The 17,418-nt window shown below is 61.6% G+C and carries 15 protein-coding genes; 11 read left to right on the forward strand and 4 right to left on the reverse strand.

The window, feature by feature from the left end; translation table 11 throughout:
* Positions 1–55: 55 nt before the first annotated feature.
* Both HNP73_RS21180 and HNP73_RS21185 read right to left on the reverse strand, forming a co-directional pair.
* Positions 56–349: a hypothetical protein gene (locus tag HNP73_RS21180; protein WP_184154849.1), complete on the reverse strand. Its 294-nt coding sequence runs from the start codon at positions 347–349 to the stop codon at positions 56–58.
* A gap of 70 nt (positions 350–419) precedes the next feature.
* A complete protein-coding gene (locus HNP73_RS21185) occupies positions 420–1,094 on the reverse strand; it encodes a DNA methyltransferase (RefSeq protein WP_184154852.1) in 675 nt (224 codons plus the stop codon).
* Between the two features lie 499 nt (positions 1,095–1,593).
* On the opposite strand from HNP73_RS21185, the gene HNP73_RS21190 reads away from it, so the two are divergent.
* A complete protein-coding gene (locus HNP73_RS21190) occupies positions 1,594–1,881 on the forward strand; it encodes a DNA -binding domain-containing protein (protein WP_184154854.1) in 288 nt (95 codons plus the stop codon).
* Positions 1,882–2,311: 430 nt separating this feature from the next.
* Here the strand turns inward: HNP73_RS21190 and HNP73_RS21195 are convergent, their stop codons facing one another.
* Complete coding sequence (locus HNP73_RS21195) at positions 2,312–3,598, reverse strand: DHA2 family efflux MFS transporter permease subunit (RefSeq protein WP_221288949.1); 1,287 nt, start codon at positions 3,596–3,598, stop codon at positions 2,312–2,314.
* Between the two features lie 139 nt (positions 3,599–3,737).
* On the opposite strand from HNP73_RS21195, the gene HNP73_RS21200 reads away from it, so the two are divergent.
* The 5 genes from HNP73_RS21200 to HNP73_RS21220 all read left to right on the forward strand — a co-directional run bounded on the left by HNP73_RS21200 (position 3,738) and on the right by HNP73_RS21220 (position 7,310).
* A complete protein-coding gene (locus HNP73_RS21200) occupies positions 3,738–4,337 on the forward strand; it encodes a TetR/AcrR family transcriptional regulator (protein ID WP_184154859.1) in 600 nt (199 codons plus the stop codon).
* Positions 4,338–4,619: 282 nt separating this feature from the next.
* A complete protein-coding gene (locus tag HNP73_RS21205; protein WP_246400015.1) occupies positions 4,620–4,829 on the forward strand; it encodes a hypothetical protein in 210 nt (69 codons plus the stop codon).
* Positions 4,830–4,895: 66 nt separating this feature from the next.
* Entirely contained in the window at positions 4,896–5,150 is a 255-nt protein-coding gene (locus HNP73_RS21210; protein ID WP_128238287.1) for a type II toxin-antitoxin system prevent-host-death family antitoxin, read from the forward strand.
* A gap of 10 nt (positions 5,151–5,160) precedes the next feature.
* On the forward strand, positions 5,161–5,586 hold the full coding sequence (locus HNP73_RS21215; protein ID WP_184154865.1) for a hypothetical protein: 426 nt from the start codon (positions 5,161–5,163) through the stop codon (positions 5,584–5,586).
* A gap of 26 nt (positions 5,587–5,612) precedes the next feature.
* Complete coding sequence (locus tag HNP73_RS21220) at positions 5,613–7,310, forward strand: recombinase family protein (RefSeq protein ID WP_184154868.1); 1,698 nt, start codon at positions 5,613–5,615, stop codon at positions 7,308–7,310.
* A gap of 186 nt (positions 7,311–7,496) precedes the next feature.
* Here HNP73_RS21220 and HNP73_RS21225 read toward each other — a convergent pair whose 3' ends face one another.
* On the reverse strand, positions 7,497–8,936 hold the full coding sequence (locus tag HNP73_RS21225; RefSeq protein WP_184154872.1) for a DUF6880 family protein: 1,440 nt from the start codon (positions 8,934–8,936) through the stop codon (positions 7,497–7,499).
* A gap of 219 nt (positions 8,937–9,155) precedes the next feature.
* On the opposite strand from HNP73_RS21225, the gene HNP73_RS21230 reads away from it, so the two are divergent.
* The 5 genes from HNP73_RS21230 (at position 9,156) to HNP73_RS21250 (ending at position 17,319) form a co-directional block, all read left to right on the forward strand.
* Positions 9,156–10,310 (forward strand): tyrosine-type recombinase/integrase, encoded by a 1,155-nt coding sequence (locus HNP73_RS21230; RefSeq protein ID WP_184154875.1) that lies wholly within the window; start codon positions 9,156–9,158, stop codon positions 10,308–10,310.
* A 120-nt stretch (positions 10,311–10,430) separates the two neighbouring features.
* Positions 10,431–11,291 carry a BrxR family helix-turn-helix transcriptional regulator gene (locus tag HNP73_RS21235; protein ID WP_184154878.1) on the forward strand — a complete coding sequence of 287 codons (861 nt, stop codon included), beginning with the start codon at positions 10,431–10,433 and terminating at the stop codon, positions 11,289–11,291.
* Positions 11,275–14,547: a helicase-related protein gene (locus HNP73_RS21240; protein ID WP_184154881.1), complete on the forward strand. Its 3,273-nt coding sequence runs from the start codon at positions 11,275–11,277 to the stop codon at positions 14,545–14,547. The genes HNP73_RS21235 and HNP73_RS21240 overlap by 17 nt, the downstream gene beginning before the upstream one ends.
* Positions 14,544–15,293: a DUF4391 domain-containing protein gene (locus HNP73_RS21245; protein WP_184154884.1), complete on the forward strand. Its 750-nt coding sequence runs from the start codon at positions 14,544–14,546 to the stop codon at positions 15,291–15,293. The genes HNP73_RS21240 and HNP73_RS21245 overlap by 4 nt, the downstream gene beginning before the upstream one ends.
* Before the next feature lie 10 nt (positions 15,294–15,303).
* The gene (locus HNP73_RS21250; RefSeq protein WP_184154887.1) at positions 15,304–17,319 is read left to right on the forward strand and encodes a site-specific DNA-methyltransferase; all 2,016 of its coding nucleotides are present in this window, start codon (positions 15,304–15,306) and stop codon (positions 17,317–17,319) included.
* Positions 17,320–17,418: the final 99 nt, after the last annotated feature.

Raw genomic sequence — 17,418 nt, forward strand, 5'->3', positions numbered from 1 at the left:
GATCGGTGACAAAAGGCACGGGGCCGGTTTGCCGGCCCCGTGGTTACAATTTAGGTCAAGATTGTTTGAACGAGCGCCAAAGCTCTTTTGTTCCGGCACGGCGGTAGTGCAGGCGGCGGCAACGGAATGTGTTCCAGGTCGCGATCAACGGCTCGAAACCGTGCCACCAGTCGGCGTCAATGTCGCCGCAACGGCCCTCGAACAGCACATTTTCCCTCGCACCGCAAAGCCGGAACTCCATCGGCAGGGCGTCGCCCTGCTCCGGCTTCCCACGAGCGGGCACACCGTCCGCATCCTCTCCCATGCCAAGGCAACCGCCATGATGGTCAACTGTAACAATCCAGCGCATATCGAAATCCTTTCCGTGTCGTGTTGGGATGCGGCGCCCACCATGCTAGCGGGCGCTCTCGGCGGCTGGCTTATGCCGCCGCCCTGCCGTGCTGCTGCATGGCTGCAAGCCGCTTGCTGGCCGTTTCGTGGTGTCGGCTGTCCAGTTCAACGCCGATCCAGTCGCGGCCGAGCTGCTGCGCCGCCGCAAGGGTGGAGCCGCTGCCGCTGAACGGGTCCAGCACAAGATCGGCGGGCTTCGTGAAAGCCTCGATCAACGGGCGCAACGCCTCGACCGGCTTTTGCGTCGGATGCAGCTTGTTGCCCGCATAGGGGAAGTCGATCACGTCCGGGATGGGATTTTCGGGCAGGGAAACATTGCCCTTCGCCAGCAAGTAAGCCTGTTCATGCTGGTAGCGCAGGAACTTCGCCGACGACGCATAACGCTTGCGGAACACGATATGCCCGACAACGCGGAAGCCTGCCGCCTTCCATGCGTCCATGAACAAATCGACCTTGTTCCAGCCGTAGAACGAAACGGCAAAACCGCCATCCTTCAAAACGCGGTGCATCTGATTGAACGCGGGGCGAAGCCAGCGGGCGTTGTCGTCGTTCGCCACCTTCCGACCGCTCCGATCCCGATAGTTCACGAGATAGGGCGGGTCGGTCAGAATGAAGTCCACCGATGCCCTGTCAAAAGAGCGCATCGCCTGGATGCAATCGGCATTGAAGATCACGTTGCGGGGGGTGCTGGCGGTCTCGGTCATGTCTTTCTTCCTTCGGGTTTTGGGGTTCAGAGAAGCGAAGCGCCGCTCCTGAACCCTTGCCCGTCGGCGAGACCGGGGTAGCAAGGCGCAAGATAAGTCTTTGGCACCGTGGAATAATTGGAGGGGACCCGCTTGCGGGGAGCAGGCCGTTTATGCCGCGAAAGGCCGAAGAGTTTTCTTGCGGTGCGCGAGGGCAGCGCCCTTAGCTCTTGCCTTCAGAAACCACGTTACTTTCCGCCGCCGACCGGATAGATTGGCCGCAGAGCAGACGCACTGCTCCGGGGCGTCGAAACCCCTACCAGTGGCTGGTGCCAGCCAGAACGGCACCACACTCCTTGACCTTATGGTCGGGGAGCCCGTGGCGTTATGTCCAGGGCTGCCCGCCTAAAGGCCACGGGGCCGTCTGGTACGGTTTCGAACTCCCCGATCACCAGGGTGACAAGGATGGTTTGCGGGGGCGCACCGCGGACACCATCCAGAAGAACAGGGAGACGAACCGATGCGTGTCAGGCCGGAACTCGATCCCGATGTCGAGGATGAAGCCCCGACCGGCTCCGACATCACCATCTACGACGAAGAGCATTTCGTGACCTATCTGCGCCTTCTCGATGCGGACAAGGAAGGCGCGGACTGGGCGGAAGTGGCGCGGATCGTCCTGCACCGTGATCCCGCCTTCGATCCGGCGCGCACGCGGCATTGTTGGGAAAGCCACCTAACCCGCGCAAAGTGGATGACGAAGATCGGCTATCGTCGGATTCTGGTACAGGCGGTTGAGGAAAGGCGCTGATTCAGTAACGTGGAACCCGGTTGCGGAAACTCTGTGACAGGAGGAAGGGTTTAAAGTTTGGCGCGAGATGAGGGCCTTGAAGAAATCTTGTGGGAGTACCTCAACTCACGGTCGGGGATGACCGAGAGGCCATGCTCAGTGACTGAGCTTGGCTGCATGGCGATAATCTTCTTCGCGCGGCCCGCGATGACCGCATGCTGGCCCGGCTCGGCAAGAACAACGGCGATTGGGCCTTGGAGGTCGCGGAGTTGGGTCGATAATTCCCCGCGGGACGGCGCAGAAGCTGCTGGTTCGTGCAGAATCAGGAGCCTATGGCGATAATACCCACCGCAGATTGCTTGCCGCTGCGCTCTCCTTCGTGGAAACCTTACCCTCGATATGAACACGCAGCAGTCTCGGGTTTTGCAACTTCCGCGACAATAATGAAGGATCATTCCTTGCTCGGGAGCCCGCGCGACGTGAACAGCGCAGCCGATGCGAAAGCCAGCAGCACCACCAGAGCCCATTGGAAGCCCGCGCCATCACCGGGCGGGCCTTGCTCCAATATGATGACGACAGTTATCGCACCCAATGCGCCACCCAGCCGCTGACCAATGTTGACCAGTGTTGCCGCGTCTCCTGTCTCATTCTTTTCGACCGCTCCATATGCGGCCGTCATCGCGGGCATCTGCGCTAGGGCCAGACCGATACCCCGGAGAAGAAGCAGGATTGCTAAACCGACAACCGGCAGGAGTGGCAACGCAAGAAACGGCGCTGTGCCGATCACGAGAAGCGCGCTTCCGGCGAGGCATATGAGGGCAGGCCCTCGCTGGTCGGTCAGAGCACCAGCGAATGGAAGCGCCAAGGCCGACCCCAACCCCATGACGAGCAGCATCAGGCCGGCTTCCGTAGGCGTCTGTTGCAATGCGTCCTGAAAGTAGAGAGGAAAGAACAGCAGCCCGCCATACATAGCCGCGCCTGTCAGCCCGGCCGTCACCACGGCCATCGTGAAACCCGGCCGGCCCAACAGCCGCATGTCGATCAACGGCTCGGTGGATTTCCTCGCATGACGGATGAATATCGCCGTCAACACCATGCCAAGCGCGAAAGCTACGAGCGCGGTCGAGCTCAACCCAGATGCGCCGATTTCGGCGGCACCATAGAGCAGGAGCGGCAGGCCGAACCCCATCACTACCAGCCCCCGGCCATCCAGCGGGCTTTCTCTTGAGGCTTCATCGGGCGGCAACATCGTCCGAGCCGCAATCAGGGCCAGAACCCCGACAGGAATATTGATCCAGAACAGCCAGCGCCATGAAAGCGCGTCAATCAGCATCCCGCCAAAGCCGGGGCCGAGAGCAGGTCCGAGCGCAACAGCGAATCCCACGGTTCCCATTAGTCGGCCGAGTTGCCGGCGATCGGCGAGCGCCGAGAGCAACGCCTGTCCGACCGGCACCATTAGTCCGGCCGCTAATCCTTGTAGGCAGCGCGCAACGACGAGCTGCCATAGCTCACTCGACAGGGCGCAAAGGATCGAAGCCACAATGAAGATGAGCGTGGTGAGAATCCACAACCGGGATTGACCGAAGCGCCGGCCGAGCCATCCAGTCAAAGGCAGCGACACAGCCAGAGCGATCAAATATCCGGTCGCTACCCATTGAACGCTAGCAAGCGAAGCGCCGAGGTCGATGCGGATCGTTTCAAGGGCAAGATTGGCGACCGTAGAATCCGCCATCGCCATGAACGCACCGGAACCCGTGATCGCAGCCACGGCCCAAAGGCGCAGAGGAATAGGTGGAGCGGATGACGACATGATTCCAGATTGATGTTATGGTACAGTTGTATCATAACATCTTGCAACAGTTCGGGATAGTCCTTCGATGCCAAGAACCGCCAATCATGAAGAACGTCGCGCCTCGATCTTGGCGGCTTTCGTGCGCGTGGCGGCACGTGAGGGTCTGGCCTCTGTTTCTCTACGTGCAGTGGCGGCGGAAGCCGGGATATCGCTGCGTCTGGTGCAATATTATTTCGAGACGAAGGCCGGTCTTATGCAGTCCGGTTTCATGTCTCTGGAAAGGGAGAGCAATAGGCGATGGGCAAACCGTATCGCAGAATTACCACGACCGCCTACGGCACGTTTGACCCTGCGCGCGCTATTCGAGGAAGCGTTGCCGACCGATGAAGCGAGCCGCGAATTTCATTTGCTCTGGGTTTCCTACGTCATCTTAGCGCAGACAGACCCCGGAATCTCGGGCGGTACACTGATCGACGGCCCCAATCGTATCCGCCAGCGCATCGCCGCAATACTGGCTCAAGGAAAAGACGATGGCGAGTTTTGCCCGGAACTGAACGTTGAGGCGGAAGCTGCCATTCTTCTCGGTCTGCTACACGGCTTCGGTACGGCCGTGCTTGTCGGTCAGATGACTGCCGATGCCGCCCAAGCAAACCTTACTCACCAGATCGACCGTTTATCCCGTTGAAGGATGAGGCGAGTGTCTTTGTCGCAAGTCGTCAAAGTGCCCGGCAACATTGTTTCCACCTCGGACATGCTGTGGGCAGTCGTCTCGGCAGGGCGAGAATCATGTCGCCGATCATGACCTTGACGGCCTCGAACGCGCGATGCCCCTCCCCATCGCAGACCAACCCCTTTTTACTCTGCAGTATCCCATATGCCGCACGGCTACGATGCGGGTCTTTCCTTCTGCTGCCGGACGGTTCTTTGATGGTCCCTGCCCCTTTCGGGCATGGGATTTCTGGAGACGATGGCACTCAAACGCGACAGGATCAACATCGAGGTCTTTGGACCTTCGGCCGCGCCGGAACCGGCGCGGAACGATCCCGCGCGTGCCGATGCAGCCATCCGATCCCTCGCCCGGTTGATCGGTCGCCAGATCGCCCGTGAGCAGTTCGAGCGCAAGATCGCGCTGGAACGCAGGGCGCAGAAGAAGCGTCCGGCAGGCGAGGATGCGTAACTCCAGCCTTGCAAAAACACGAATTACACGTATAATTCAGGCATCCCAACCGAAAGGATGCCTGCCATGCCGACAGTCGGTTCCCTCGAATTCCAGCGCAAGTTCGGCGAGTTCCAGCACCAGGCGCAGCGCGAGCCGGTGGAGATCACCCGGCACGGTCGCCGCGAGTTCGTGCTGATGTCCGCCGACCACTACGACTGGCTCCGCGCCGCCGCGCAGCGGACGCATCGCACGGCGGATGCCGCCGATGTGGTGATCGACGCCGTGGAGCGGGCCGAGATGGACCCCGAACACGCCCACCTCGACGATCTGCTGAAGTGAGGCGGGCGACGTGGCGATCCCTGAACCCAAGCCCGGCCTCGTCCTCCGCTACGATTACCTCTGGACGCACGAGGCTGCCGCCGGCCAGGATCAGGGCAAGGACCGCCCGGCCTGCCTCGTCGCCGCGACCGATGCGCTTGTCCGCCCCCGCCATGTGGTGCTGCTGCCGATCACCCACACGCCGCCCTCCGGCGAAACGGTCGGCATCGAGATCCCGGCGAAGGTGAAGCAAGCCATCGGCCTCGACGATGCGCCGAGCTGGGTGATCGTGTCGGAGCATAATATCGACGAATGGCCCAATGGCGGGCTGTCGCCGGTTCCCGGCAAGCGGGGCGCGTTTGCCTATGGCTTCATTCCGCCAGGGCTGTTTGCGAAGATCAGGGCCAGCTTCCTCGAACTGGCCCGCGCGAAGAAGAGCGGCGCCGTGCGCCGCTGACCATGGAGTTTTGAAAGGACTGGCCGATGACCCGCGTTGCCCTCTACGCCCGTTATTCTTCTGACAACCAGCGCGAGGCGTCCATTGAGGACCAGTTCCGCATCTGCCGCGAACAGGCGAAGCGCGAGAAGTGGAAGATCGTCGGCACCTACAAGGATGCGGGGATTTCGGGCGCAAGCATGATCCTGCGGCCCGGCGTCCAGATGCTGTTGCAGGACGCGCAGGCGGGCCAGTTTGACATTGTGCTGGCCGAGGCGTTGGACCGCATCTCGCGCGATCAGGCCGATGTGGCGACGCTGTTCAAGCACCTCAAATTCGCCGGCGTTCCTATCGTCACGCTCGCCGAGGGCGAGATCAGCGAGCTTCATGTCGGCCTCAAGGGCACGATGAACGCGCTGTTCCTCAAAGACCTCGCGGCCAAGACGCATCGCGGCATCCGTGGCCGCGTCGAGGATGGCAAGTCGGGCGGCGGGCTGTGCTATGGCTACAAGGTCGTGAAGCAACTCGATGCGCGCGGCGACCCGATCCGGGGCGACCGCGAGATCGACGCAGCCGAGGCCAATGTCGTGCGGCGCATCTTCCGCGAGTTTGCCGCGGGCATCGGCCCGCGCACCATTGCCCGCACATTGAACGAAGAAGGCGTCCCCGGCCCCGAAGGACGGCTCTGGAGCGACACCACCATTCGCGGCCATGTGAAGCGCGGCACGGGCCTCGTGAACAACGAACTCTATATCGGCCGCCTGATCTGGAACCGGCTGCGCTATCTCAAAGACCCGTCGACGGGAAAGCGCGTCTCGCGGCTGAACCCGGAATCGGAATGGATCGTGAAGGACGTTCCCGATCTGCGGATCGTCGACGACGAACTCTGGAAGGCCGTCCGTGAGCGTCAGGGCGAGATCGCCGAGAAGTTCGCCAATGTCACCGAGGCCGTGCGCGCGCATCACAAGAAGAACCGGCTGAACGGCGCGCGGCGTCCGAAGTCGCTTCTGTCGGGGCTGGTGTTCTGCGGCTGCTGCGGCGGTCCCTACTCGCTGCGCGGCGCAGACCGCTTTGCCTGCTCCAACCATATCAGCAAGGGTTCCTGCTCCAACAGCCGCGGCATTGCGCGCGAAGATTTGGAGCGGCGTGTGCTTGCCGGATTGAAGGACCGGATGATGGCGCCGGAGATCGTCGAGGACGCCATGCGCGCCTATGCGGAAGAGACGAACCGGCTGAACCGGGAACGCCGCTCGAACGGCGATTCCTGGAAAGCCGAACTGGTGAAAGTCGAGAAGCAGATCGCGCAGATCGTCGAGGCCATTGCGGACGGCATGTATCATCCGTCGATGAAGGAGAAGATGACCGGGCTGGAAGCGCGCAAAGGAGAGCTGACGGCTCTGCTCGCCGATGCTCCGGCGGACACGCCGGACATTCTGCCGAGTGCTTCGGCCATCTACGCGAAGAAGGTCGTGGCGCTCACAAAGGCCCTGAACCGCAAGGAAGATCGGCAGGAAGCCTCGCAGGATTTGCGCGCCCTGATCGAGAAGATCGTGCTGACTCCCGGCCCGGAGCGGGGCGAGATTTTCGCCCGCCTGCATGGCGATCTTGCGACGATCCTCGAATGGACGGATCGTCAAGCCATTGGAAAGACTGCCAAAACGACAAAACCTGCCGCTGGCGCGACGGGTTTGTCGTTATCGGTGGTTGCGGGGGCAGGATTTGAACCTGCGGCCTTCAGGTTATGAGTCGTGTCGAACGAACCATGAACAATCGCTCGGAACCGCGAGTTCTTGCGCAGTTTCCGACACTTGCCGGTCCCGGCGAAGCGGCCCGGCCTCGCGCGACCTGTGAGGATTGCGCAGCGTTTTTCGGCCGCGTGCTTCCACAATGCTTCCAAGGGGCCGAGACCTGATTTTCCGGTAGCACGACCATCAGGCGGCGGTGAGCGACCAGAAGCCGAACTTCCTGCCGTGCTCCTCCTTGAGCCGGGGGACGTAGGCGTCGTGCGTCTCGAACGCACCGAAGTCCAGGATGTCGCGAGCGAGCCGGGAGCATGAGACCAGGTGCTCGGCGGCATAGCGATACCGCTTCGCCCGCGACCTGGTGAGCGTGAAGTCGATCATCGCGCGGAACACCAGCGTCGCGGCCAGCGGATGACGTTCTGACAGGGCCTCCGCAGCGGGCGCGAGATACTCGTAGTGGTCGCCGTCGATCTCGTCGTGCCGGGCTACCAGGAGTTCTGCGGCGCGATCCAGCGCCGGCCAGTCGAGAAAGAACTGCAGGGCGTGAAGAAGGCTCGGATAGGCCATGGCGTGCGCCATTGCCCGCTCCTCGGCCTCGATGTCGTCGAAGTCGGGAAGCCGCTTGAGATAGGCCCGCAGGTAGCTGCCTGAGAGCGTGCGCTCGAAGCAGTCCCACCGGAACGCCTGCGCCTCCTCGCCGCGACCCAGCGCCTCCAGCGTCTGCAGGCGAACGTCCTGCCAGGCCAGCGGAACCCGCAAGCCGTCGCCGAGCTCCGCGCGCTCGAGGAACCCCAGCGCCTCACCCGCCCTGCCGGCCGCGAGCAGACGCTGCGCGATCTCGGCCGCGATCTGCGGCACCTTGCGGGTCTTCGGATCGTACTGGGCGATGAAGCCGTCGACGTCGCCTTGCGCGTCCGCGATGTCCTTGAGCGCCATGGCGACCGTGCTCGTGCGCTCGCGCGCCCGCATCTCGTGCTCGTAGGTCGTGCCACCCGGGCCCCAGCCCACGGCCTTCCATTGGTCCTTCGGCGGCACTGGCACGGGCGAGCGACCGAGGTCCTCGGCCATCGATTTCAGGGCCGCCAACCCCTCGTCGCCGAGCGCCGGGGCCATGATGCCGATCAGGCCATCATACTGGCCATAGCCGTTGTCCTGCACCGCATCGAGGACAGTGCCGGCGAGCGCCTGCGGGACCGGTCGGACCTTTGCGGCGAGCTGGCCCAGATCGGCGCAGGCCTGGTGGAAGATGCCGATGACCGTGCCGCTGGAGTCGTCGCAGCGCTCGAAGACGGGCGTGGCGAGCGCCATGAACCGCCACATGAGCGCCAGCGCCTCGTCAGTATCGGCCGGCGCGATCTGCTCGACGATGGCGCGCCGCTGGGTTTCGAGATCCGTGACCAGCGCCTTGCGATTCTTCCAGGTGATGAAGCTGCGGGCGCGGGCGATGCTGGTCAGCCGCTTGGTGATCTCCCGCGCCGCCTCCCTCGGGCTCTGGGCCCCGGCCAGCGCGAGCCGCAGCTTGCGCTTGGCGGCCGCGTTGCCGGTGCTGACCTCGATCAGCAATTGCGCCAGGCGCTCTGCGCCCAGCGCTTCGAGGTTCTTCGCATTGAGGGTGGTCTTCGACGCCATCGGATCGCCAGTTTCTTTTCCCTGAGCCTAACAGCAGCCCGCGGGCACCGGAACCTGCGTTCTGATTCGCGCGGCTCGTCGATTTCCCGCACCATCGCGCCGAAACGCCTTGCGCGGAAACGCGTGCCAGTTCCTTTTTCTTCGCGATTTCAATGTGTTCGTTGACTGTCGCCCGCGCTTCAGCACTGTGGAAGGGCGAAAGAACCACCGAAGAGCGCCATGCCTAGGATCACCAAACGCCTCGTCGACGCCGCAGAAGCCCGCCAAGCCGAATACTTCGTCTGGGACAGCGAGATCCCCGGCTTCGGGCTGCGCGTGCTGCCGAGCGGGCGCAAGGGCTACGTGGTCCAGTATCGCGCCGGACGCCGATCCCGGCGGATCAGCCTCGGGCCCAGCACGGTCCTGACCTGCGAGCAGGCCCGCAACCGCGCCATCTCCATTGTCGCCGCCGCGCGCAATGGCGCGGACCCCGCCGCCGAGCGGGACGCGGGGCGCAGGGCGATCACGGTGAAGGAGCTGGCCGAGCGGTTCGACAAGGAGCACATCGCGATCCGCGTGAAGGCGAGCACGGCCAAGGAATATCGCCGGAACCTCGAACGCTTCATCCTGCCCGCGCTCGGGCAGCTGACGGTCACGGGCATCACCCGGGCGGACGTGGCGAAGTTCCATCACGACATGCGTCACATCCCTTATCAGGCGAACCGCTGCCTCGAAGTGGTCTCGAAGATGTTCAGCCTCGCCGAGATGTGGGGGCTGCGTCCGGACGGCACAAATCCGCGAAAGCACATCCGGAAGTATCCCGAAGAGAAGCGCGAGCGGTTCCTCAGCGCGGCGGAACTGCGCCGCATCGGCGAGGTGCTGCGCGAGATGGAGGCGGAGGGGATCGAACTGCCCTCGGCCATTCTCGCGGCGCGCCTGCTGATCCTGACCGGCTGCCGCCTGAACGAGATCATGACGTTGAAGTGGACCCACGTCGATCTGGCCGAGCGCGTCCTGCGCCTGCCGGATTCCAAGTCCGGCGCCAAGGTCATCCATCTCGGCCAGCCCGTCGTCGATCTGCTCCGCGACGCTCAGCGCATCGACGAGAACCCGTGGGTCATCACCGGCACCCTGCCGGGCAAGCGCCTGAGCGATCTGCAGCCCTTCTGGCAGCGCGTCCGTGCCCGCGCCGGCGTCAAGGACGTCCGCATCCACGACCTGCGCCACACCTTCGCGTCGACCGCCGTCGCCTCGGGTCAGGGTCTGCCCATGATCGGCAAGCTCCTTGGCCACACGCAGGTCCAGACCACGGCGCGCTACGCCCATCTGGCGGCCGAGCCGGTGCGGATGGCTGCCGATGCGGTGGCGCAGAACCTCAGGCAATCCTTGGGATAATCGCGCCCCGCCACGTCCCTTTTCGATTGATCGCGCAGTTCCGCGCGGCTACCCTCCAAGAAAGCCCAGAAATTGGGCGCGCACAGTTCGCGTGCGCGCAGGGCCGGGTGGGAGCGCAACGTGGACCGGGACAAGGCCGAACTTCGCTGGGGGATTGAGCAGCGCCTCGAGTTCATCGAGTTCCGTCTGTTCTGGGAGGGACACGTCAATCGTATCGACGTGATGCAGCAGTTCGGCGTCTCGGTGAACCAGGCATCCTCGGACCTGAACCGCTACATCGCGCTGGCACCGGACAACATGGTCTACGACAAGAGCGCGCGGACCTACGTCCGCGGCCCGGACTTCGACTGCAAGTTCCGCCCGCCAGACGCAGCGCACTACCTCGCCCAAATCCGCCTGGTTGCCGACGATGTGCTGGAGCGCGAAGATTGCTGGATCCCTGACCTGCCACCCAACGCATCCGCCCCGACGCCTGTGCGCGGCATCGATCCGGTGACGCTCCGCTCGGTCGTCGGCGCCATCCGCCGGTCCGAGGCGATCGAGGTGAAGTACCAGTCCCTGTCCAGCCCCGAGCCGCGCTGGCGCTGGATCGCGCCTCACGCCATCGCTTTCAACGGGTTCCGCTGGCACACCCGGGCGTTCTGCCTGACCGATGACTGCTTCAAGGACTTCCTGCTCTCGCGGGTGCTGGAGATTCGAGGATCGCGTGAGAGCGAAGCGTCAGCCGACGATGATCGCGACTGGCATTCCGAGGTCACGCTGGAGGTCGGGCCCCACCCCGCCCTGTCGGAAACTCAGGCAAAGGTCATCGCGCTCGACTACGGGATGCGAGGCGGCAAGGCGAAGATCAAGGTTCGACGCGCGCTCCTCTACTACGCGCTCAGGCGGCTCGGGCTCGACACGGACCCCGCCGCCAGGAGACCGCAGGATCAACAGATCGTGCTTCTGAACAGGGAGGCTATCGATGCAGATCATCGATAACACCTCCCAGCTTTTAGGAGATGACCTCAAAGCTTCGGTTGGCCGCGGGACGCGTCTGCGGATCGCGGCGTCGTGCTTCTCGATCTACGCATTCGAAGCCCTGAAATCCGAGCTCTCGAAGATCGACAGCCTGCAGTTCATCTTCACCGCTCCTACGTTTGTGCCGACCGAGGTGACCGACCGCCTCCGGAAGGAACGTCGCGAGTTTTTCATTCCCAAGGCGCGACGGGAAAGCGGTCTTTACGGCACCGAGTTCGAGATCCAACTGCGAAATAAGCTCACTCAACGCGCCGTCGCTCGCGAGTGTGCTGACTGGATCCGCAAGAAGGCGAGATTTCGTTCCAACACGACTAAGGCTCCGATGCAGCAATTCATGCATCTGGCCGGGTCCGAAGGCGAAGTGGCTTACATGCCAATCAGCGGCTTCACAGCCGTGGATCTTGGCTACCAGAAGGGCGATGCGGTCTCCAACTTCGTGACCCGCTTCGACGATCCCGCGCACGCCAAGGTGTACCTTCAGCTATTTGATCAGATTTGGTCGGACCCGGACAAAGTAAAGGATGTCACCGCCGCCATTTGCGAACACATCGAGTCTGTCTACCAAGAGAACTCCCCCGAGCGCATCTATTTCATGATGCTCTACAACATCTTTCACGACTTCCTCGACGAGGTCGACGAAGACGTCCTGCCAAACGATCTGACAGGCTACCAGGAGAGCGTGGTCTGGAACAAACTCTTCAACTACCAGAAAGACGCCGCAACGGGCATCATCAACAAGCTCGAGACCTACAATGGGTGCATTCTCGCGGACTCGGTTGGTCTCGGGAAAACATTCACCGCCTTGGCGGTGGTCAAATATTATGAGTTGCGGAACCGCTCCGTTCTCGTTCTTTGTCCAAAAAAGCTCGCGGACAACTGGCGGAACTACAACACGAACTTGACCACCAATATTTTCGCCAGGGACCGGTTCAACTATGACGTCCTCTGCCACACCGACCTCTCCCGCACCTCCGGCGAGTCATTCGGCATCCCCCTCAATCGAGTGAACTGGGGCAATTACGATCTGGTCGTGATCGACGAGTCGCACAACTTCCGGAACAACGATGTCTACAAGGACCGCGAGACTCGCTACCAGAAACTGATGAACAAGGTCATCCGCGCCGGCGTGAAGACCAAGGTCCTGATGCTTTCCGCGACCCCGGTGAACAACAGGTTCAACGATCTTCGGAACCAGCTGGCTCTTGCCTATGAAGGGCAGTCGGAAGCGCTCAGCAAGAACCTGAAGACCCAGGCCAGTGTCGAAGAGATTTTCCGCCGTGCCCAGAAGGCCTTCAATGAATGGTCGTCTCTGCCGCCAGAGGAGAGGACCGCCGCGTCGATCCTGAAGGCACTCGACTTCGATTTTTTCGAGCTTCTCGACGCCGTCACTATCGCCCGGTCACGAAAGCACATCGAGACCTTCTACGACACGAAGGACATCGGGAAGTTCCCCCAGAGGCGCAAGCCGCTCTCTTATCACCGCCCGATCACCGAGCGGTCGGACGTGATGGGGTTCAACGATATCTTCACGCAGCTTTCGGTGCTGAAGCTCGCGGTCTACGCCCCGATCAGCTACATCCTGCCCAGCCGCCTGCGGAAGTATGAGGAAATCTACGACACGCAGGTCGAAGGCGGACGCGGCAAGCTTAGACAGGCCGATCGTGAGCGCAGCCTTCAGGCGCTCATGACGACCAACCTCCTGAAACGCCTGGAGAGCTCGGTCGCCGCGTTCCGGCTCACGCTTCGGTCTCTCGGCGCCAACATCTCGCGCACCCTCGATGCGATCGACGAATTCGAGAAAACTGGACGTGGCGACAGCGTCAGTGACTACCTTGCAGACGTGAGCGACTTCGATCCGGAGGACGATGACCTCTCCGGCCTCGACGAATTCACGGTCGGGAAAAAGGTCCAGATCAGCCTCGGCGACATGGATCTGCCGTCGTGGAAACACGACCTGGCTGCGGACCTCGTCCTAATCGAAGATCTGATCGCCTCGATGGACAAGGTCAAACCGGCGGACGACGCCAAGCTCCAGCACCTGCTTGCCCTCATCAGGCAGAAGGTCGATGAGCCGCTGAACCCCGGAAACAGGAAGGTTCTGGTCTTCACGGCCTTCGCCGATACAGCCAACTACCTCTTCGACAACCTGGCACCCTTCGCCGCACAGCTCGGTCTGCATGTCGGCAAGGTCACGGGATCAGACGCACCCAAGACGACGCTCAAGAAGTCCTACGATTTCCAAAGCGTTCTGACGCTGTTCTCCCCGCGGTCGAAGGAGAAGGCCATCGTCCTTCCGAACGAGCCAGGAGAGCTGGACATCCTCATCGGCACCGACTGCATCTCGGAAGGCCAGAACCTTCAGGACTGCGATTTCCTGATCAACTACGATATCCACTGGAACCCGGTGCGCATCATCCAGAGGTTCGGCCGTATCGACCGTATCGGATCCCCCAACAGCCAGATCCAGCTGGTCAACTACTGGCCCGATATCTCGCTCGACGAGTACATCAACCTCAAGGAACGCGTCGAAAACCGGATGGTGATCGCGGACGTCACCGCAACCGGCGACGACAACGTCCTCACCGCCAAGTCGAACGACATCGCCTACCGCAAGGAACAACTGAGGCGGATGCAGGAGGAGGTGATCGAGCTGGAGGACGCAAAGGCCGGTATCTCGATCACCGATCTAGGGCTGAACGACTTCCGGATGGACCTGCTCAATTACGTCAAACAGCATGGCGAGCTCGACAACGTGCCCTTCGGGATGCACGCCGTGGTCCCCGCCCAGCCAGAGCTGGGCTTGGTGCCCGGCGTTATCTTCGCGCTGAAGAACATCCACGACAGCGTGAACGTCAACCAGCAGAACCGCCTCCACCCCTTCTACCTGGTCTACATCGACGACGACGGCCGGATCGTCGCCGACCACACCGAGGTCAAGCGCCTGCTCGACCTGATCCGATCCAGCTGCAAGGGGCGGATCGAGCCGATCCGTGACGTCTGCCGCATCTTTAACGAGCGCACCGAGGACGGGCGCAAGATGGGCCGCTATTCCGACCTGCTCTCCAGCGCGATCCGCTCCATGATCGAGGTGAAGGAAGAGAAAGACATCGACAGCCTGTTCAGCGGCGGGCGGACCACGGCGCTGACCCACACCATCAAGGGGCTGGACGATTTCGAGCTGATCGCCTTCCTGGTCATCGAAGGGGGCGGCGCATGACCCTCTACGACTGGCCCCGCGCCGCGGCCTTCGGGCGCGTCATCCCCAAGACCAAGATCTACGAGCACGCCGGGGCGAACACGGGCCTCAAGGGCCTCTTCGTGCGTGAGGTGGACCAGATCGTCTGGTCGCACAAGCTGGCGCCCGAGACGGTCAATCTGGCGGCGACAAAGCAGGTGGCCGAGATACAGGTCTTCCGCATCACCTCACGTACCGCGACGCTGGACCCGGCTGTGCTGCGCGCCATCGACAAGGCCATCCCCTTTCCGCTGTTCTTCGAGGTCGCCCACGGCGGCCGCGTCAAGCTGGCCGCGGCCTACAAGCGGCCGAGTGAGGCCGACAGCGCCCGCTGGGTGGTGGGCGACTATTTCGAGGGGGATTGGCTGCCCGAAGACGCAGCCCGCGCGCCCTTTCCGGTGGCGCTGAACATGGGCGCGCTTTACGAGCGGCTGCTCGAGCCGCTGGTGGTCGGGCAGACGGCTCGGTTGGTCCCCGGCATGGGCGAGGCACCGCAGACGCCCTTCACCCCTGCCGAAGGCGAGCGCCCCGTGTCGCTGGAAGCGCGCATCGCGCAGGCCGAGGGGATCAAGGCGCAGACGCGCGAGGTCGAGCGGATCAAGGCGCGGCTGGGACGCGAGAAGCAATTCAATAAGCGCGTGGCGATCAATGCCGAGCTACGCGCGGCGAAACAAGAACTTGAGCGGCTGACCAGGGTACACCCCGGAACCGCCGTGGCAAATGATTGAGAGGACGAGCATGGACAAGCTGAAGATGCACAGCCCCGACCTGAGCCAGAACAACATCGCGAAGATCCGCGAGCTGTTCCCCGGCTGCGTGACCGAGGCGCAGGACGAAGCGAGGGGGGTGGTGCGTCTGGCGGTGGACTTCGATCAGCTGCGTCAGGAGTTGAGCGACCACATCGTGGAAGGGCCTCAGGAGCGGTATCGGCTGGACTGGCCGGGGAAGCGTGAGGCGCTGGTGGTTGCCAATGCGCCAATCGGCAAAGCGCTTCTTCCTGCTGTCGATGAAAGTGTCGATTTCGAAGGCACAAGAAACCTCTTCGTCGAAGGTGACAATCTCGAGGCGCTAAAGCTCCTGCAGGAAGCATACCTCGGGGAAGTCAAGTTGATCTACATCGACCCCCCATATAACACTGGTAAGGACTTTGTTTATCAAGACAATTTCACCCAAGGTTCATCTGAGTTCCTTAAGAAATCTCTCCAAGAGGACGATGAAGGCAACAAGTTGCTTGCCAATCGCGAGGCGGCAGGTCGCTTCCACTCAGAATGGCTGAGTATGCTCTACAGCCGCCTGATTATCGCCCGCAACATGTTGCGGCAGGATGGGATCGTCGTTGTTTCAATCGACGAAAAAGAACATGCAAACCTGAAGAAGGTTTGCGACGAGGTATTTGGCGCGAGCAATTTCTGTGGAGAAATTGTCTGGAAGAATAGCAGCAAGAACGACCAAGCCTACGTCTCTATTCAGCACGAGTACCTTGTTGTCTATGTGAAGGATAAAAATACAAACTCAGGTGAGTGGACAGAGCGCAAGCAGGGTTTGGAAGAAATCTACAAAGCTTTTGAAGGTTTCCGGAAGGAGTATGGCGATGATTGGGGCGCCATACATCAGGCCGCACTAGATTGGTTCAAGTCGTTTCCGCCTTCCAATCCAATTAGCGACAGCAAGCACTATAGCTGGATGGATGAGCGCGGGGTGTATTTCCCGGATAACATCGCAGGGCCGAACGACGGGCAGTACGTTTATGATGTTCAACACCCCGAAACCGGTGAAATTTGCAAGCCGCCATCAACCGGCTGGCGTTTCCCCGAAGAAACTATGAAACAGCGGATCAAAGAGAAACGTATTCACTTTGGCAAAGATCACACGACCGTCCCAAACAATAAAACATATCTGAAAAACACGGAAAATCAGAGCCTTACGAGCATGAGGTATGTCGATGGCCGAGCGGCATCCAACCGCCTGAAGGACATGTTTGGAGAGAAAATCTTCACAAACCCCAAAGATGAAAATCTCTTAGCTGATCTATTTAAGGCAATGCAGGTTAAAGAGCAGGATATTGTTCTGGACTTTTTCGCTGGCTCGGGATCGACCGCCCATGCGCTTTTTGAGCTTAATCGGCAGCAAGGAAGTAAATGCAGAACGATTGTCGTTCAGATTCCGGAAGACCTGAATGAGTCGCTCAAGCTAGCGACAGGAGGGGCCAAGAAGGTAACCCAAAATGCCATTAGCTTGATGAAGAAATTAAAGCGTCCGACGACCGTTGCTGAGATCTGCAAAGAGCGTTTGCGTCGCGCAGGTCAAAAGATTCTCGAAGGCGAATGTCACCCTGACTGGAACCGCGATGTCGGCTTCCGGGTGCTGAAGGTGGACACGTCGAACATGAAGGACGTCTACTACCGCCCGGACGAGCTGAAGCAGTCCGACCTGCTCGACATGGTGGACAACGTGAAGGAGGGCCGCACGGCCGAGGACCTGCTGTTCCAGGTGCTGGTCGATTGGGGCGTGGACCTGACGCTGCCCATCCACCGCGAGACGGTGCAGGGCAAGACCGTGTTCTTCGTCGACGACAACGCCCTTGTGGCCTGCTTCGACCGCGGCATCACCGAGGATCTGGTGAAAGAGCTGGCGGGCCACGAGCCCCTGCGCGTCGTCTTCCGCGACAACGGCTTCGTGTCGGACGCGGTGAAGATCAACGTGACCCAGATCTTCCGCCAGCTTTCGCCCAGCACCGAAGTCAAAGCGATCTGAGGCCGACCATGAAGCTCAAGTTCAAGGTCCAGCCCTATCAGACCAATGCCGTCAACGACGTGGTCGACTGCTTCGCCGGCCAGCCGATGACCTCTGGCC

Origin of the sequence: Amaricoccus macauensis (genome assembly GCF_014201905.1) — a bacterium.
Classification (GTDB): Bacteria; Pseudomonadota; Alphaproteobacteria; order Rhodobacterales; family Rhodobacteraceae; genus Amaricoccus; species Amaricoccus macauensis.

Excerpts from the sequence above, each read along its gene's own strand:
- HNP73_RS21180 (WP_184154849.1), bottom strand. The coding sequence starts at position 349 with ATGCGCTGGATTGTTACAGTTGACCATCATGGCGGTTGCCTTGGCATG.
- HNP73_RS21185 (WP_184154852.1), bottom strand. The coding sequence starts at position 1,094 with ATGACCGAGACCGCCAGCACCCCCCGCAACGTGATCTTCAATGCCGAT.
- HNP73_RS21190 (WP_184154854.1), top strand. The coding sequence starts at position 1,594 with ATGCGTGTCAGGCCGGAACTCGATCCCGATGTCGAGGATGAAGCCCCG.
- HNP73_RS21195 (WP_221288949.1), bottom strand. The coding sequence starts at position 3,598 with ATGGCGATGGCGGATTCTACGGTCGCCAATCTTGCCCTTGAAACGATC.
- HNP73_RS21200 (WP_184154859.1), top strand. The coding sequence starts at position 3,738 with ATGCCAAGAACCGCCAATCATGAAGAACGTCGCGCCTCGATCTTGGCG.
- HNP73_RS21205 (WP_246400015.1), top strand. The coding sequence starts at position 4,620 with ATGGCACTCAAACGCGACAGGATCAACATCGAGGTCTTTGGACCTTCG.
- HNP73_RS21210 (WP_128238287.1), top strand. The coding sequence starts at position 4,896 with ATGCCGACAGTCGGTTCCCTCGAATTCCAGCGCAAGTTCGGCGAGTTC.
- HNP73_RS21220 (WP_184154868.1), top strand. The coding sequence starts at position 5,613 with ATGACCCGCGTTGCCCTCTACGCCCGTTATTCTTCTGACAACCAGCGC.
- HNP73_RS21225 (WP_184154872.1), bottom strand. The coding sequence starts at position 8,936 with ATGGCGTCGAAGACCACCCTCAATGCGAAGAACCTCGAAGCGCTGGGC.
- HNP73_RS21230 (WP_184154875.1), top strand. The coding sequence starts at position 9,156 with ATGCCTAGGATCACCAAACGCCTCGTCGACGCCGCAGAAGCCCGCCAA.
- HNP73_RS21240 (WP_184154881.1), top strand. The coding sequence starts at position 11,275 with ATGCAGATCATCGATAACACCTCCCAGCTTTTAGGAGATGACCTCAAA.
- HNP73_RS21245 (WP_184154884.1), top strand. The coding sequence starts at position 14,544 with ATGACCCTCTACGACTGGCCCCGCGCCGCGGCCTTCGGGCGCGTCATC.
- HNP73_RS21250 (WP_184154887.1), top strand. The coding sequence starts at position 15,304 with ATGGACAAGCTGAAGATGCACAGCCCCGACCTGAGCCAGAACAACATC.